13 protein-coding genes are annotated in these 16,892 nt (G+C 65.2%); 5 read left to right on the top strand and 8 right to left on the bottom strand.

Features of this window, described 5'->3' with window-relative positions:
- Positions 1–60 precede the first annotated feature (60 nt).
- Both ACJH6J_RS24685 and ACJH6J_RS24680 read left to right on the top strand, forming a co-directional pair.
- A complete protein-coding gene (locus tag ACJH6J_RS24685) occupies positions 61–4,146 on the top strand; it encodes a hypothetical protein (RefSeq protein ID WP_406804672.1) in 4,086 nt (1,361 codons plus the stop codon).
- Entirely contained in the window at positions 4,146–4,520 is a 375-nt protein-coding gene (locus tag ACJH6J_RS24680; RefSeq protein WP_073698256.1) for a hypothetical protein, read from the top strand. Before ACJH6J_RS24685 ends, ACJH6J_RS24680 begins: the two co-directional genes overlap by 1 nt.
- A 64-nt stretch (positions 4,521–4,584) precedes the next feature.
- Here ACJH6J_RS24680 and ACJH6J_RS24675 read toward each other — a convergent pair whose 3' ends face one another.
- Complete coding sequence (locus ACJH6J_RS24675; RefSeq protein ID WP_073698255.1) at positions 4,585–5,070, bottom strand: hypothetical protein; 486 nt, start codon at positions 5,068–5,070, stop codon at positions 4,585–4,587.
- 117 nt (positions 5,071–5,187) lie between these two features.
- On the opposite strand from ACJH6J_RS24675, the gene ACJH6J_RS24670 reads away from it, so the two are divergent.
- A complete protein-coding gene (locus tag ACJH6J_RS24670) occupies positions 5,188–5,367 on the top strand; it encodes a hypothetical protein (RefSeq protein WP_083612592.1) in 180 nt (59 codons plus the stop codon).
- 65 nt (positions 5,368–5,432) lie between these two features.
- On the opposite strand, the gene ACJH6J_RS24665 is transcribed toward ACJH6J_RS24670, so the two are convergent.
- The 7 genes from ACJH6J_RS24665 to ACJH6J_RS24635 form a co-directional block, all read right to left on the bottom strand.
- Positions 5,433–6,026 (bottom strand): RloB family protein, encoded by a 594-nt coding sequence (locus ACJH6J_RS24665; protein WP_406804671.1) that lies wholly within the window; start codon positions 6,024–6,026, stop codon positions 5,433–5,435.
- On the bottom strand, positions 6,023–7,381 hold the full coding sequence (locus tag ACJH6J_RS24660; RefSeq protein ID WP_073698252.1) for an ATP/GTP-binding protein: 1,359 nt from the start codon (positions 7,379–7,381) through the stop codon (positions 6,023–6,025). Before ACJH6J_RS24660 ends, ACJH6J_RS24665 begins: the two co-directional genes overlap by 4 nt.
- A gap of 170 nt (positions 7,382–7,551) precedes the next feature.
- Positions 7,552–8,595: a tyrosine-type recombinase/integrase gene (locus tag ACJH6J_RS24655; RefSeq protein ID WP_286150331.1), complete on the bottom strand. Its 1,044-nt coding sequence runs from the start codon at positions 8,593–8,595 to the stop codon at positions 7,552–7,554.
- 291 nt (positions 8,596–8,886) lie between these two features.
- Entirely contained in the window at positions 8,887–10,533 is a 1,647-nt protein-coding gene (locus tag ACJH6J_RS24650) for a recombinase family protein (RefSeq protein WP_406804670.1), read from the bottom strand.
- Between the two features lie 186 nt (positions 10,534–10,719).
- Complete coding sequence (locus tag ACJH6J_RS24645; protein WP_406804669.1) at positions 10,720–12,225, bottom strand: replication initiator; 1,506 nt, start codon at positions 12,223–12,225, stop codon at positions 10,720–10,722.
- The gene (locus ACJH6J_RS24640) at positions 12,218–13,663 is read right to left on the bottom strand and encodes an FtsK/SpoIIIE domain-containing protein (protein ID WP_406804668.1); all 1,446 of its coding nucleotides are present in this window, start codon (positions 13,661–13,663) and stop codon (positions 12,218–12,220) included. Before ACJH6J_RS24640 ends, ACJH6J_RS24645 begins: the two co-directional genes overlap by 8 nt.
- A 94-nt stretch (positions 13,664–13,757) precedes the next feature.
- On the bottom strand, positions 13,758–14,096 hold the full coding sequence (locus ACJH6J_RS24635; protein WP_406804667.1) for a hypothetical protein: 339 nt from the start codon (positions 14,094–14,096) through the stop codon (positions 13,758–13,760).
- A 166-nt stretch (positions 14,097–14,262) separates the two neighbouring features.
- Here ACJH6J_RS24635 and ACJH6J_RS24630 point away from each other — a divergent pair, with 166 nt between their 5' ends.
- Positions 14,263–15,465: a hypothetical protein gene (locus tag ACJH6J_RS24630; protein ID WP_406804666.1), complete on the top strand. Its 1,203-nt coding sequence runs from the start codon at positions 14,263–14,265 to the stop codon at positions 15,463–15,465.
- The gene (locus tag ACJH6J_RS24625; protein WP_406804665.1) at positions 15,462–16,187 is read left to right on the top strand and encodes a creatininase family protein; all 726 of its coding nucleotides are present in this window, start codon (positions 15,462–15,464) and stop codon (positions 16,185–16,187) included. The genes ACJH6J_RS24630 and ACJH6J_RS24625 overlap by 4 nt, the downstream gene beginning before the upstream one ends.
- The last annotated feature ends 705 nt before the right edge of the window (positions 16,188–16,892 follow it).

Raw genomic sequence — 16,892 nt, 5'->3', positions numbered from 1 at the left:
ATAGACGCAGCCCCCCCTGGATCCCCACAAAAAAACAACTACCGATGAGAGCGATCTGCGATGCAGGGAACCTATTGGCTGACAGTCCTGCCTGAGACGTCGCAGTTGCGTCCGCGGATCAAGCGCGCGCTTCGAGGTATCGACGACGAGGCCCGGGTTAACCCGACTGTCGACGATCGTCAGGCGGAGTCGTCGGGCAGGCGTTTCGGTGGGAAGTTCCGTCGGGGTTTCGACGCGTCTGGGGCTGCGACGCCGAAGGTCGACGACCGCCAGGCCGAGCGCGCCGGCAGTTCGTTCGGCGCGAAGTTCCGCAAGGGGTTCGAGGCGAGCGCGTCGAACCTCGGCGCGACTGCTCGGCTTATCGGCGCCGGGTTCACCGGGGCGTCGGATGCAACCCGCTCGATGGTTCGCAACGTCGGCACCGCGGCGACTGTGCTCGGTGTCGCGACGAAGGCGACCAAGGGGCTCGCGTTCTGGCTCGGCGGCGCCGCAACCGGCCTCAAGGTGGTCGCCGGCGCATCGTTGGCGAAAGTCGCCGGGATGCTCGGGTTCACGGCGCGGATGGCCGGCCAGCTCGCGTCGAACGTCACTCGAGTAACGTCCGCGATCCTGCTGCTGGCGACCGTCGGCAAGGTGCTTGGTTTCATGAGCCGCGCAGCGAAATGGATGGCGCTACTCACCGTCGGGTCCGCGGCGCTGATCGGTGTCGTGTCAGCGCTGGCGTCGCAGCTCGGCGGCGCCCTGGTCGCCGCGCTGACGGTCGTCGGGTCCGCGGCCGGCGTCGCGGCCGGCGCGCTGGTCGGCATTCTCGGGCCGGCCATCGCGACGGCGAAGCTCGCGTTCAAGGGGCTCGGCGAAGGCGCGAAGGCATTCCAGGAGTCGATGAAGGACGTCTGGGGTCCGGCCGACGAAGCGTTTAGCAAGATGATCGGGCAGCGGATGGGTCCGCTGCTGACGCAGTTCCGCGAGTTGAAAATGGCTGTGACGGATGCGTTCTCGGGTGCGCTGACGCCGGCGATGAACTCCGCGGCCGGCGTCATGCAGAAGATGCAACCGGCTATGACGGCGATGGCGACCACGCTCGGCCGGATCGGATCGGAGGTCGCCGGCGCGATCGCGTCGCCGGCGAATATGTCCGCGCTCGACAAGATGTTCGCCGCATCGAACCAGTTCATCGGATCACTCTCGCCGGGATTGCAAAGCCTGGTGTCCGGGCTGGTCCAGTTCGCGTCGACCGCGGCCGACACGTTCAAGGGTGTCGGCGCCGGGATCAGCGAGCAGCTGACGAAGTTCGGCGACTGGCTGCGCGGTATCTCGCCGGCGCAGATGATCCTCGCGTTCCAAGCGCTGAAACTGATGGTCACCAACGTCTGGAACGTGCTCAAGCCGGTCATCCAAGGGATCCGCGATATCGGCGCCGTGTCCGCGCCGGCGCTCGCACCCGGATTCCAGGCGATCGGGCAGGCGATCGGGCAGGCCGTGCCGGGGCTGGTCCAGATGTCTCAAGTTCTTATGCCGGCGCTGTCGCAGGTGATGGAGCGGCTGGCGCCGGTGCTGCCGGCGTTGGTGCAGGCGTTCACCCCGTGGGCTGGCGTCCTGGCCGCGGTCGCGCCACCGTTGGCGTCCATCGTGGCGCAGATGGCGCCGCTGGCGCCGCTGGTCATGCTGGCCGTCGGCGCGGTGAAGTTGTTCGGTGCCGGGATGATCGTCGCGAACACCGCGGCGGCTGCCTACTCGATCGGGCTGGGCGTGTTCGCCGCGGCGACCGGTCGCAGCGCGGCATCGCTGGGTGCCAATGTGATCGCGCTCGGCGCGCACCGGGCCGCGTTGATCGCCGGCACTGTCGCGAGCCGCGCGTTCGGCGTCGCGTTGGCGTTCGCGACTGGCCCGGTCGGGTTGGTCGTCGCCGCGGTGGTTGCCGCGGGCGCGGCGATCTGGGCGTTCTTCGCGAAGACCGAGACGGGCCGCAAGCTGTGGGCGCAGATCTGGCCGGCGATCACGAACGCCGTGAAAGTCGCGTGGGACTGGATCAAAACCACGCTGTCTACGGCGTGGCAGCAGATCGGCCCGTCGCTGATGAAGATCGGCGACATCGCGAAGCAGGCGTTCGGGAAATTCGTCGAGGCGGCGAAGTCGATCTGGACGGCGATCCAGCCGGCGATCGCGTGGATTGGTCGGTTGTGGTTGTCGGTGCAGAAGTTCCAGTTCACCGTCGCGATCGCGGCGCTGAAAGCGCTCGGCGCCGCGATCGGCTGGCTGTGGACCAACGTCGTCGTCCCGGCCTTCAACGGCATAGCGGCCGCGGTGTCGACGTGGTGGTCCGCGGTGCAAGTCGTCTGGGGTGCTGCGACGACCGCGATCGGATGGGTCGGCGACAAGGTGATGTGGCTGTGGCACAACGTTGCCGAGCCGGCGTTCTCGGCGATCGGATCGGTCGTGTCGACATGGTGGTCGGGAGTGCAGGCGGTCTGGGATCTGTTCACGACCGCGCTGGACAAGGTGAGTACCGGTGTGGGGGCCCTGAAAGACGGGTTTGTGACCGCGTTCAATGCGATAAAGGACGTGGTCCTCGGGGTCTGGGACAAGATCAAGGGCGTCATCGACTCCATCGGCAACGGCATCGGTGCCGTCGTCGACAAGCTGCGCGGTGCCCCCATCATCGGGAACCTGATTCCCGGCCACGCGGACGGACGGGCGCCCGGGTTCGCCAGCGGCCGGCCGGCGTCGCTTTCGCGCAGTGGCCGGCTGAGCGGGCCCGGGACCGGGACCAGCGACTCGATTCTGGCGATGCTGTCGAACGGCGAAGGCGTCGTGAAGGAATCGGCGATGCGTGGCGGTGGCGCCACCGTCGTTGCGGCGCTGAACTCTGGCTGGGTTCCGTCGGCCGAGTTCCTGCGCGGGATGCTGCCGGGATTCGCAGAGGGCCGCGGGCCCGATATCAGCGTCGCCGAGCAGTTGGTCGGCACGAAGTACAGCCAGGCGCAGCGGTTCGATTGCTCGGGCGTCGTGGCGCGCATCATCAACGGCGCATTGGGGATGGGCGGCGGGCTCATGTCCACGAAGAACGCGCGGCAATGGTTGTCCGAGCGCGGGTTCGTCGATGGTTCCGGCGGGCCCGGACAGATCCGCGTCGGCTGGTACGACCATGGGCCGAACCCGAACGACGGCCACATGGCGATGACCCTGTCCGATGGGCGCAACGCTGAATCTGGCGGCAGGAACGGCGTTTTCACGATCGGTGCCGGCGCGGCCGGCGCGGACGATCCGCAGTTCGACAACCACATGTACCTTCCGCAACTGTTCGGCGAGGGCGCCGCGACGGGTGGCGCGGTGTCGTCGCTGGGCCGCGCGGTGAGTGCCGGGGGCGGCGGGTCGTATCGGGCGGCGACGTCGAGCGAGCTGTCCACCAGTGCGGGCCGGGTCGAGTCGGCGAACAGCGCTGTGACGCAGGCGAATCAGGCTGTCGATGACCGCACGTATGCGCGCGACAAGGCGCAACGCCGGCTCGACGATTTGAAAGCGCAGGGCAAGGACACGGCCGACGCTCAGCACTCGCTCGACGTCGCCAACCGAGAGCTCAAGGATGCGACCGACAAGCAGGCGAAGGCCAAGGACAAGGCGGCGAAGGCCGAGCAGGACGACGCCGATCTGCGGTCGCAGGGCGTGCAGGACGCGCAGGCTGCCGGCGACAAGAAGTCGAGCAACGGTTTCGGCGACCTTGGTAAGGCGTTCGCCGGCGGGATCTTCGAGACGATCGGACTCGACGGTTCGTTCCTGTCGAACCCGTTCGAGTGGCCGACGATCAAATCGGCCATGGCCGGCGTGAACTGGCTCGGCAAGGCGCTGATGGGCGACGAATCAGGATCGGCCGGCGGCGGCGCTGCGAGTGATCTTGGCGGCGGGCTGGTGAGTGCATTCGCGGACTCGGCGGGGCTCGACGTGGCGAACTTGAATCCGGCCGCGGCCGATATCTCCGCGGCGCCGGCCTCCGCGGTGGCGCCCGATACGACGCAGCACGGCGCTGGCGCCGGCGCGGCACCCGGGCCGGCCGTCGTCATCGAGAACGCCGGCATGGACCCGACTGCGCTCTCGAACAAGCTCTCTGCCGAGTTCAATGCCCGCACCCGAACGACGAAGGTTCACTGATGACGAACACCGTGACGATGCTTCTGTGTCAGCAGAGTGTGGACGGCCAACCGGAACCGACGACGTGGGGTGCGGCCGTTCTGCTCGGCACCACTACGGCAGAACTGGGCAAATGGGCAGACTTGGACGGCGACCATGTCGACTCGGACAAGCTGCCGGACTGGCTCATCCGACAGGGCCGGCGCCGAGCTCGGGAGGCTCAAGCCGCCACCGGCGTCGGCTCCACGACCGCGGCCATGACTCACTGGGCCGTGCGCGACTTCAGCGAGGGTGTCGTCGCGTTCGACATGGTTACCTGGTCGGACGTGCACCAGCTGTGGATGATCGTCACATCCGAAGTGGCACAACGGATTACTGGGGAAGCTGAGAGCTGAGCGCCGCATGGCCCTGGTCGTCGGCGTGGCGGTCTCGCGTCAGCGACGTGCCAGTCGCCGCGCTTCACCGCCCACGGCCACCGTCGTCGCGCGTCTCGTTATTGATGACCTCAATTAGCGCGTCCTCGGCGGCGCTGATCGAGTCCCACGCATCTTGCGTGAACACACCGACATACGCGAGCAGGGCCTCAAATACCGCTTCTGCCGCCTTGCGACCCGGCGGATCAAGCACCATGCAGACCAATGACAACGCGCGGCGCACCGGAGCCGTCTCGTCCGGTGTCAGATCGGCATAACCGGCACCATCGGGTACGGCGTCGCGGCTCTCGGCCGCGAGCAGCCACACCGCAGAAACGAACTCCGCGCCGAGTTCGCGGCGCTTGTCGAGCAGACGGCCCTCTCGCTCAAACTTGCGGTTCGCGTCCGCGATGCGGTCCTGGCGCATGTCGGCACGCCTCTGTGTGTAGGCGATCCCGCCGACACCGACGAGCGCCACGAGCATGGACGGGATACCGCTGAGCAACACATTGGCGAGAGTCACATCGGGCATGGGCGAATCGTCGCAAATCGGTCGGCCGCGTTGTGCGCCAGGTCGGCGCCGTGGTCCCGGGCGTCGGCGTGGGATCCGCTGGCCGGCCCCGAACAGCTGCATCATTGCCGAGTGACGATGCGGCGGGAAGCGATGCGTGCCCTGTTCGAGGGCTCACTCGCCGACGTCGGTGACCCGAACCCGTACGCCGGCCGATCGCTCGCCCTGGCGAAACTGTGGATGCGCGGCTACACGCGCATGTTGCGGGTACGCGTCAATACCGGCCCAGCGATGCGTGCTACAGGTGCCAGGCGCTAAACGGCACTCCAGAGCCAGGCAATGAGGCTGCGTTGCGGATGGTTTCGATGAGCTCCCACACATTACTACCGGGGTTCCACGGTTTCTTCGTTCCGTCGCCCGCGATGCTTGGCGTCGAGTTGCTTTGCGTTCTCCAACGCAGTGCCGTACCGCTCCTCAAGTAGGGAGAGTGCGGCTTCGCTCAGCGTCTTGTTGCAGCCGAGCAGCGTCTTTGACTCATGCTGCGCTGCATGACGTTCCAGGTAAGCCGCCTGAAGGCGGTAGTGCAGTACGAACCATACTTCGAGGCACGGGCTCGACAGTGCCACCTTGACCCCACTGGCGGCTGCAAGCTGGAGCGCCTCGTCGAGCCCGTAGTGCTCGTCAACGTCGATGACGCACCAATACTCGTCGTAGGCCGAGCCTCGCCCGCGTTTCTCCTCTCGCAGGTCGTATTTGCGTTCGGCAACAGCGGCTTCTACGACACTCAGAGGCGCAGAGCCCTGGTGTTCGGCGATGCTGACGATTACCCGATTACGGTGCAGCCGAAAGTAGTGATTGATGTATCCGACCTCGGTCTCCTTGCCTTCCGCGAAAACTCTGATCTGGAATCGCTGTGCCTGAGTTGAGGGACGCCGGCGGCCGGTCCGGGCACGGGAGCCTCGACTGTTGCTCGTCATCCCTTGACGGTCTCCTGCGTAGTTAGGAGAGCAGCAAGCGCCCGGAATTGATTGCCGCTAATGATCGGCGTCGCACCGTATCGACCTTGCATGTATCGACGCGCGATAGCCTCTTCCTTCCGGGGATTCAGATCGGTCAGCGAGTAGAGCTCACTGCTACCGTCGTCCCGCTTCTCTGTGAACCACGCCTGATCCCGTCCGATTATCCGGTCGGACGGCGAATTGCCCAGCAGCTTCGCCTCATGCGAGTTGAAGATGAGTTGCGCTCCATGCGGATTCGACTCCGGGCTTTGGAACAGCATCACGAACTGCTCGACTAGCAGTGGGTGAAGACTCGCCTCTAGTTCATCGACCAGCATCACAGTGCCAGCGACAAGTGCGTCGAGCAGTGGCCCAACCAACCCAAGCCAAACCATCGTGCCGAGCGATTCCTCGGAGCTATCCAAGTGGACGCTCTCACCGTTTTGCGTGCGGTGACTCAGCTCGATCCCTGAAAAGGCGTCAAGCTGGAGCTCGGAGTCGTCGACCGGGCCGCTCTCCCCATCGCCGCGTAGCGCTTGGTACAGCTTTCGCGCCAACTCAATTTCGTGCTTCGTCGGCTCCCGACGGCGCGCGTCCGTGATGCCGAGATCGGCCAACTTCAAGATCTCAAGTAGCTGCAACCTGCGTTCCTCGTGCTCCATCAAATGCGCGGTGTACTTCGCCCTGGAGTCTCTGCTGGCAGCGTCGCACAGCCGAAAGTTCTGATCGAACCACCGGTAGAGCGAGCCGAGCTCTTCAAATTCCGCGGCATCGGCGACGGACAGGAAAAGTGCGTCAGGGCGCAGAAGCTCCTTCATTGCACGCGCCCTCGCCGTGCGACTCTCGAGTCGCAGGTCGAGTCCATGGCGCTCGAAGATCGTCACTGCGCGGCCCCGAGGAAATCGCCGCGCCCACTCGTGTAGAACCTGGTCGTCGTCAATGGTGAAGCCGTACTCGTGCCGGATACCGTTGATGATCAGGTCGACTTCATATGTGGATGGCGCATTCCCAGTGCGCTCGCTCAGCTTGAACGGCCGTCGTAGGTATCTCAGTGACCGGCGTCGATTGTGAGGTGAGAACGACTCTCGGACGATCGTCCGCATGTCCTCCATGGCTCGCAGCAGGTTGCTCTTGCCGGAAGCATTCGCCCCGAAGACGCCGGCGACGGGGAGCACCTTCATGTAGTTGCGCCCGTTCTCCCGCCACGGAACCTCGCGAACAACCTTCGGCTCAGCCATCGCCGTCGCCTCTAACGAGAAGTCGATGTTGCCGCGGAACGAGCGGACGTTCTTGGCCTGAAATCCCAGCAGCATCGTGTGCGACTTCGGAACCATTTGATCTCCCATAAAGCAATTATCGCAAGTTTCTTGCAATTTTCTAGATTTTGGCACTGATTACTCTAACGATGAACAACCAAGCGGTTGAGCGTGACCCCAAGCCGATGCGGCGGGCGCAGCGTGGGCCAACATCTACTTGGACGTCCGCGCGCGCCGATCGGTTCCACTCAAATTTGAGCCGCCATCATCGCGGCCCGTACCTCGTCGGCATCGACCGCGGTGTACCGCTCCGTGGTCGCGACCGAGGAGTGTCCGAGCAGCGTTTGCACCGCCCGCAGATTGCGCGATCCGCGAAATGCCTTGCTCGCGAACCGATGCCTCAGCGTGTGGGCGCTCCAGTGATCAGGTAGCGCGCGGGCCATGAGCTTCCCGACATAGTGCGGTGTCAGGTGTGCGCCGACGTCCGAGCTGGGGAACAGCCACCCGGAGACCGGTCCGCCGCGGGTGTGACCTGCCGCGCCGGCGGCGACCAGGCCGGCGAGCTCGTCGCCGATCGGCAGCACGCGGACCTTGCCGCCTTTGCCCGTTACCCGCAACTGCCAGCCGTCGAACCCCTCAACCAGGTCGCGGGAATGCAGGCGCGCGATCTCGGCGCGGCGTAGGCCGGCCTCCGCGGCCAACCGCAGCATAAGCCGCACGCGCGCGTCAGCTGCGGCCAGCGCGGCGAACCACGCCGCGTCGGGCGCCGGCCGCGGCGCCGGCACCGCAGCGCGCACAACGGGCAGCTCGGCGGCGGGATTGGCCGGCAGGTGGCCGGCCCGGTGTGCCCAGCGGAAGAACAAGACCAGCGCGTTACGCCGGCTGCGGCGCGTCTCGATCGACCAGTCGGGGTGTCCCAACCACCGCAGCAGGGTTGCTTCGGTGACCTGGTCCGGTGCGCACTGCCGGCCGTGGGCGAACTGGGACAGTTGGCCGCGTCGGGTGGCGACTGTGGCGCGGCTGTGGCCGGCGCCGGCTTCGGCGTCGAGGTAGCCCTGGATCAGATTGGCCCATGCCGGCGGCAGCGGCCGGGGTGCGGGACCGGGGCGAGCCGCGGCCCGCGGTGCGTCGACCGGGTCGCCGGCCATGTCAACCGCGAGTTCGAGCAGCTTCGCGGCAGTGTGGATGCCGCGGCGCTCGACCTCGGTGAGTGCGGCGCGCTGCATGTCGTCGAGCTGGTCGGCGACATCCCGCCATGTCCGCGCCGGCGGGGTGCTGGTGAGGGTTGTCATGCCGCCGAGACTAGCGGCACGAATTCCGAATTATCAAGGGCTGCAAAGGAATTCGTACATATGCCGTATTCGCGCAAATGCCGGAATCGGACATATGTCGCGATGTGCACAAATGTCGGGGCGTCCCCGCCGAGCCGGCCGCACCTCCCCGACCCGACCCGACCCGACCCAGACTGGACACGCTTTGGACACAAAATGCGGGAAAAGCGTGGCATTCACAGTGACTTGCAGTCATGTGTTTCCGCAGGTAGACCGTGCGATATCGCCCTGACCTCGCGCGTCTGCGGGGGTTCAAGTCCCCCCTCGGACACGTCCGGCGACACGACTTAGGTCGGCCGTCGCCGTGACTCGCCGTAGGTGCGGGTCATAATCAAGACGCAAACCCAGGCTCGCGTACACCTGGGCGCGTTCCACCCCGGTCGCCTTGCCGAGGATCACCGACAGTCCGCCCAGCTCCTGGACCAATTCGCTGATCTGGACGGCAGACATGGCGTGGGGTTGCTCCGTTCGCTCAAGACGAGCCCTCAGCTCGTCACGCTCGGCCGTGCGGCGACGCAATGCAGCAGTCAAGTCCTCAACAGCCACACCCGACTCGACCGCAGCGACCAAGGCAGCAATCTTGCTGTTGACCTCGCTGAGCTCACGCTGCGCAGCGGCGTAGCCAGCTCCAGCCACCTGGTCCGTGTCCTGCCCGCGTGCGAGGTCTTCTGGATCGGCGAGGGTGGCGATCCAATTATCCAGACGTGCGGTCACCTCGTCCTCACGGAGATAGACGGTGCGCGGGTGATCACTCAGGTCCACAGGTACGGAACGCGACTTGCCCAGCTCGCATCGGTAGAGGATTCGCGTCGTTTGCTTCCCTGGTCGGGCAGCGCCCTGCATGCGGCGTCCACATGCGGCACAGAACAACAGGCCGCGCAGCGTGTACGGAACCGTCGATTCTCTGCTGCACACAAGACCAGGACCGCGCCGCGCCTGTGTCCGAAGACGAACAGCCTGCGCCAACTCGTCAGGGATCAGCGCTTCATGCGTGCGGCGGTCCGGCGCGATCCAGTCGGCCTCATCACGCCACCGCATACGAGTCTCATACCCAGCAGCGACATCCTCGGGATTGACCAGGACTTCGTATTTCTCTTGCTTGGCCCACACACGGATACCGCGGTACGCCGGGTTGTCGAGGATCGCGCGGATCGCCGAATGGGACCATCCGCGCGGGTCACGGTGACGATTCCGGGCCGGGTCGTATTGGCTCGGTGACGGCACACCCTCGTCGGTGAGCTGTTGGGCGATGTAGCGCAAGCCGGCGCCGTCGGCGTACATGCGGTAGATCCGCTCGACGACCGAACATGTCGCGGGGTCGGGTTCGAGGCGATGGAGCCGCTGCCCAAGACCTGCTTTGGCAGGGTTGGGGTGCGGGCCGGCGTCGACGAGTTGGTAACCATACGGTGGTCGCCCACCAAGGTATCTGGACGTGTCTTGCGCAAGTGCTGACATCGCCGTACGGACTCGCATCTGGATTCGCGCACGCTCTCCCTTGCTCATGCCGCCGAACAGAGTCATCACCAGGTCGTGTGCCTCGGAGCCGGGATCGACTGCTCCGCCGACCTCGGGTACCCACAGGCCGACGCCGTAGTGCGTGAGGACAGGAAAGGTGAGCGCGAACTGCGGCCCGTAGAACGCACGGGCGGGTTCCCCGATCACTATGGCATCAAAGCTACGGTCCCTGGCGGTGACATCGGCTAGGAGACGCGACGCCTCGGGCCTGCGCTTCCACGGCAGCGAACGGCTTTGTCCCACATCGAAGTAATCACTGACGACGACTCCGCCATGCGGAGCGATCAGGTCGATGGCCCGCCGTTTCTGCCAACTGCGACTCGCCTCTGGGTCTTGAGCGTCCTCCGTGCTCACTCGGCCGTAGAAGGCGAACCTCAGACTCACGCCACTCCCCTCCCTGATGCAAGCATGCGGTCTCGTACAGCCAGTATGACCTGCACCAGCGCACGGTTGGCCTTAGCCGGAAATCGATAGCTCTCGGGTACCACCATTTCAACACCTCCCTCCGACAAGGTCGGCGCATCGATTCGACCGTCGCACTCGGTGCGAGCATCTGCTGCTCGGGAACTGTCAGCCATCGCCACCCCTGGGGGGATCTCCCTGTTGGTTGCAAGCTTGGCGACGGGCTTCCACCCGTCCGATGCGGCGGGCGTGGATGCGTTGCAGGGCGGCGGAATAGATGAGGGTGCGGTCGCCGAGGCTGGCGGGGCCGGCACGGTCAAACTCCCACGCCACCAGATCATCGCCATCGGCGGACTCCAAATCCAGATCATGCTGATGTGCAGTGCTTATCAATCGCTGTTCACGTGTCCAGGTGGCGCGGCGTTCGCGCAACGCGGTCATGGTGGTGGAATAGCGGCGGGACTTGGAGGTGATGTGGCCTCGGTAGCCCAGAGTGTGCAGCCAGCGGCCGATACCAGCCAATCCCCTATCGGCGAGTTGGCTGATGGTGGTCAGGATCGCGCGAACGTGCTCAGTGACGTCGAGGTCAGCGACGGCCTCAGCGGAGATTCGCCGTGCACTAATCCCCACGTCAGCCAAGGACTTGGTGACGTATTTCGCGAGGTAGCGAGCTACGCGCTGGCCTGGCAGTATCCGGTCGCGTGGTGAATCCTCCTGCACAGCAATTCTTTCCGCGTCAGCGTGCCGGTTGTCGATGGGTTGGGTGTCGACTTGTGTGCCGAACCTGATTACCCGTGTCGCGGTGTCTGAGGATGAGTCGGTGACCGTCACGGCCACGGTTCGAGCGGCCTGTTGGATGATGGTGGCCAGTTCGGTTGCCGCGAGAGGCGCCTGCCAGTCCCGACCGCCACAGTTGTCGCCGGCGGGCGGGTCGAGGCGGATCAAGGCATGAATATGCGGGACAAGTCGGGCTTGCAGCTCAACGACTTTGATGAAGCTGACCCGCACCGAATCCGGGTCGGCCCCCGAGGCGCGTAGCTTTCGGCGCAGTGTGCGTCGCAGAGTGATGGTGAAACGTCGCCACAGTTCAGGCAGGTGCCAGGTGAAAAGGACGTGCCCGGCGTAGTCGTAGCAGTCTGCGCAGATCGGCTGTCCCACATGGATATCACCGTCGCTGTGGGTTGCACTGCACCAGAGGGGTTTTCCGTGTTGGCAGCGGTTGGCGCCGCCGGTGCGGTGATGATCGCGGCACACCCGGTGCCGCTTGTCGCCCGCACGTTCGGTGGTGTGAACAGGTCCATAGCTGGGGGCCGTAAGGGTGAGGAACACCTGCGGACGATCGGCCACTGCTGCGGGGATAGCGTGATGGCCGCCAACGGTGCCGGCGTGCACGAGTTGCCAGGTGTCGCGGGCGTATAGGTCTGAACACGACGGGCAGATCTGGGCCCGGCGGTTGTTGCACCGTGTCCACACCACCCGATCCCGACCATATTCATCGGTGCCGACCAGTTGGATGGGGTGAGCGCAGAACCCGACCGATTCGGCACGCCGCCACCACGATTCGAACCCCATAGAGGCCGCGCGGCGTACCATCTGCTCAACCACCTTGGCGGTGTCGATGATCTCAGGAACACCGGGAAGGCCGAGCTGTGCCGCTTCCTTGGAGCTATTCATTGCTGCCCTCGCCCGATGTCTGGCCGCCGCCATGGCTTCTCGGCTGCCTCTTGCTGCCCGGCCGGCCGGTAGGGCGGCGGAATCGAGCGGCGAGGGTGGCGATGTCCTGGTCGGTGACGTGGAAAGCCCGCACTCGCTGAGGTTGGGCGGTGCCGTCGACGAGCATGTAGCCCACACCCGGTGTTGCATCGGAGATCCGATCGCATTCCGCACCGGCATCACGCGCGCCTTGGCCCAGCACCATAGCGGTTTGAGTAGTCTCGGTCAGCCGCAGCCCGATCCGCACGGTGAACAGCTGCCGGACGGGGAGCGTGTCCTTGGCCGGGTCTTGGACCGCGGCCACCACCGAAATGCCGACGGCGCGGCCCTGGGAGAGCAGCAAGCCCAGCAGTTGTTCGATTTCGCTGCGCAGCTTGCGATCAGTGACATAGGCGGTCAAGGCCGCGATCTCATCAATCACCACGACAAAGAGCGGTTCGGATGAGGTGGGGGTGTGCAGGCGCGTCTTGCCGCGCAACCGGTTGGCGCGGGCGTGCATCACCTCCACCAGTTGCCGCAGCAGATGCAGAGTGGTGTCGGTAGCGTCGTGGCTAAACACCGTGAACATCGGGGCTCCGGCGCCCAGTTCCATGCCGCCTTTGGGGTCGATGACACAGAGTCGTACGTGCCCGGTCTTCACCGAGGGAGCGATGCCCGTGACCAATGACCACAACACCGAGCCTTTGCCGGCGCCGGTCGCCCCGGCGACCAGGATGTGATGCCCCAGTAGCGGCAACCGCCACCACCCGTGGCTTTCGGTCATCCCGACGCACACAGCCGTGAGGTCGACGATGGTGGCCGGCGTGGGCATCGGAAGTGCGATCGGTTCGGCGAGTACGTCGCCACGCATCAGGGTGATCCGTAGTTCTCCTGGTGCGGTAGCGGTGATGGTGATGCGCTCCGCGCGCCACGTGGCAGCCAGCGCCTCGGCTTGTCTGTGCCAGTCCGGCACCGATTGGCCGGTCACGACGCGCAGCCGGAGTACATCGGTATGCGTGCCGATCTGCACTGACTGCAGTGTCGGCGTGAGAATGCGCTCGCCTAGCTTGGCGGTCAATCCATGCAGGACGCACACAGAGCCCCAGTTGCGGGTGTAGCGCCACCACGTCAGCCAGCGCCGCCGCACCGGCTCGGTCACCCAGGCGTGAAAGGATCGGCGGTCCAGCCATGCCCACGCCATGTACCCGAAACTGACCACGACGGCAGTGATCAGTCCCGGACGCACCCCATGGGTGATCGCCACCGCGATGCAGGCGACGATCGGGATGCTGATGGCGGGAAACAAGATCGCCCACCACAGCAGATATCCCACCGCTTTGAACAGTGACACGATGAGGTCTTCAATCCAGTCGTCATTGTTCGACTGGGTGTTGTTGGTGCTCTTGTTGTTTGACGCCATGATGGCTGCCTTCCGTGAGCTCGGCGTGATGTGCGGATGTGCGGCCCGGGCTGGGGCGTGAGACTGTGCCAGTGCCACACCCCAGCCCAGGCGCTCATTTCGGTGCGCGCGCCACCTGGTCACCCGACCCAGCCGAGATCGCGGTGATCGCTTCGGCGCGGAAGGCCACACCGCTGCGATCGCCCTGTGCCCACGGGATCGCCACCAAGCCCGACACCGACACCGACTGTGTGACAGTGAGTTTCGGGTCACCGGCGACGGTGACATTGAGTACTTCGCCGCCGGTGTCATCCAGGGCGAGGAGTTGTATCGCAAACAGTGGCAACCCGGTGCTGGTGTCCACCTTGGGGCTACCTGTCTCGAAATTCAGCCGAGGTTCTGCCGCCCGCGTCACAATGAACCGGGTGCCTGATGTGTCAAGTCTCAATCGCATTGCTGTGCTGTCCCTCCTTGGTTTCGCATGCGGTCGTCGGTGTCCGCGAATCCAAGAACAGCGTGTGGACGGCAATCGCCGGAAGTCACCACCAGTAAGAGCCAGTAACACCCCGGCACGCGCACGATTGCCTGACCTGCGCTGATGTGTGAGGCATGATCGGAAGATGACGGCAGTCGATCCACACCGTGCGCTCAACGCGCAGCGGCTCCGACGTGCCCGCCTGGAATACGGATTCAGTCTCCAAGAACTGGCAGCCGAGGTCGAAAACGTGCGCGGGATGCGCAGTGACCGCGATATTCCGCCGCGCGAATCCTTGCGTCAGATGATCATCAGCATCGAACGCGGCGGCCCATTCGGCGAAATGTGGCGGGCAGACCTTGCCGCAGTCTTCGGCCGCGACCCCGACGAGATATTCAGCGTGCCGGTCCAATCACCGCTGCCGCACCCGTTGCTGCTGGAGTTGCCGGTCGACGAGGATGTGTTGTCGGTAATCACCGCGCAGCGGGCTGCGCACATCGAGGCAGAGCACGCCTTCGGCGCTCAACACGCGCGGCCGTTGGTCGAGCGCGATCTCGACACCGTCGAAGCGCTGATCAAAACCGCACCCCGCCGACTCAAACGTGCCATGGCAGAGGCAGCCGGGACCATCGCCGAAGTAGCTGGCTGGATCGCCCAAGACCTAGGCGATCATGCCGCCGCCCAAACGCTGACGCATAAGGCGTTCCTGCATCTGCGGGCTGCTAGTCCCGAGCTACGTGCGATGATCCTGATGCGGCAATCGAACATTCTCACGCGCAGCGACGCCAGCTTGGCCGTCGACCTCGTAGCCGATGCCGCCGAGTTCATCGACGGCCGCGACGCAGGGCGGCTGACGGCCAGCATCGCCCGCCAGCAAGCCCTCGCCGCGCTGCACAATGACGACGAGCGGGGCTTTCACCGGCATGTCGCCGAGGCCCTTGAACTCGGCGACATCGAGCCCGCCACCGATGACCGGGCACCCTACGCCCACGCCGCTTACGTCGCCAGTGACATCGCATCCGGATACTTACGCCTCGGCCATGCTGAGAAAGCGCTGGAGCTGCTGACCAGCCACCACACCGAATGGACTTCACAACAACACCGCGACCGCGCCGTCGCCGACATGCGACTACTCCATGCCTACATCGCGATCCGGGACTATCGCCTCGCGCTTACGCTAGCTGACACCGCCATCCCCGCCTACCTGTCAGCGCCATCGCAGCGAGCGCGCCGACACCTCGCTCAGGCGGGCAAACTCGTCCGTGACCGTCGACGAAGAGACACCAGCCCTGTCCTGCAAGAACTTGCCGCGCGCATCAAGAAAGCCACCCAAGGAGCACATACGTGAGCCGCCACATCATCCCCGATACCACCACCACCGATCCCGTCGCCACCAATTCCGTGGCAGTGCTACCGGTTGGTTCCTTCGAACAGCACGGCCCCCACCTGCCGCTGGGCACTGACTCTCTCATCGCCTGCGCCATCGCGACGGCAATCAGCCAGCATCACAACGTTTTCCAACTGCCACCGATCACGTTCGGATGCTCTCATGAACACGCCGCGTATCCCGGAACGGTCAGTATCAGCGCCACAGCACTGGCGGCGGTCATCGCCGATATCACCCAGTCGCTCATCCAGCAGGCAGTGCGCGGGCTCATTGTCGTGAACGCCCACGGCGGCAACGCTGTACTCACTAATGTCGTGCAGCAGGCCAACCAGCCCACCGCGCCGATCAATGTGGGTCTCTATCCAAGTCGCGAAGATTGGACCGAAGCCCGCACCGCCGCCGGTGTCACCAGCACCAATCACGACGACATGCACGCCGGCGAACTGGAAACTTCCATCCTGCTCGCCGCATACCCGCACTGCCTTCGCGCCGGGTGGGACAACGCCGATCACAGCGCCTCGGACCGCCGCTACCTCACCACCGTAGGTATCGACGCCTATACGCCTACCGGTGTCATCGGCTACCCGTCACGGGCCACCGAAGCCAAAGGCCACGCGCTGCTCAACCACCTCGGCCGCAACGCCGACACCCTCATCACACTGCTGACCCCGCCGCTCCACTGACGAATATTCCCCCCCGTGTACAACCTCCCGCGGCTACCTGCGGGCTTCACTACGCTCCCTCTGCTCCCGTCCGCTGGCGCTCCCGTCCGCTCCGGTCGCTGCGTTCTGCCCTCCGTCCTGTCCGCCGTTGCAGCAGGCTGGCACCGGTGGGTGCATCCTTGTCCGATAATCGGTTGCCTGAAGCCGTCAGTGTCGCCGACAACCCGCGCCCCGCGCATGGTGCCAGCCTCGACGGGCCGACACCACGTCGGCGTTAGTACTTCTGACCTGCGGCGTGAGAACTTTCTTTACTGAGATCAAGCCTGGGTCCGCCGCCTACCCCGAGCTGACGCCAACGTATCTGTTTCTGGGAGTGCGGTTTCCGTTCCAGGGTCGTCGGCCCCGCAGCTGCGACTCCAACAGCATCGTGCTGGGCCGCTTCGATAACATCCACGGCCTCACCGATAGCGCCGGGCGGCCATTGCGGTTCAGCCAAACCCACCGGCTGCGCCATACCCGGACCACCGAATTGCACCGCGGGCGGGGCGCGGGGGACTGTCCGAACAACGGTGGATCTGATCTTGGTCTGACACGCCGAGCGTGAGCTTGGGAGCAATGATCAATACCTGTGGATGAGGCCCGAGGAGGCGGCCTGAAAGTGGGCGCACCTTCCCGAGGATGATCATCACGGAATCAGGTATTCGATCAAGACCGGCGTTGGCGCGC

Source organism: Mycobacterium sp. SMC-18, assembly GCF_045310895.1.
Classification (GTDB): Bacteria; Actinomycetota; Actinomycetes; order Mycobacteriales; family Mycobacteriaceae; genus Mycobacterium.
This window is presented reverse-complemented; position numbering and strand designations above follow the sequence as displayed.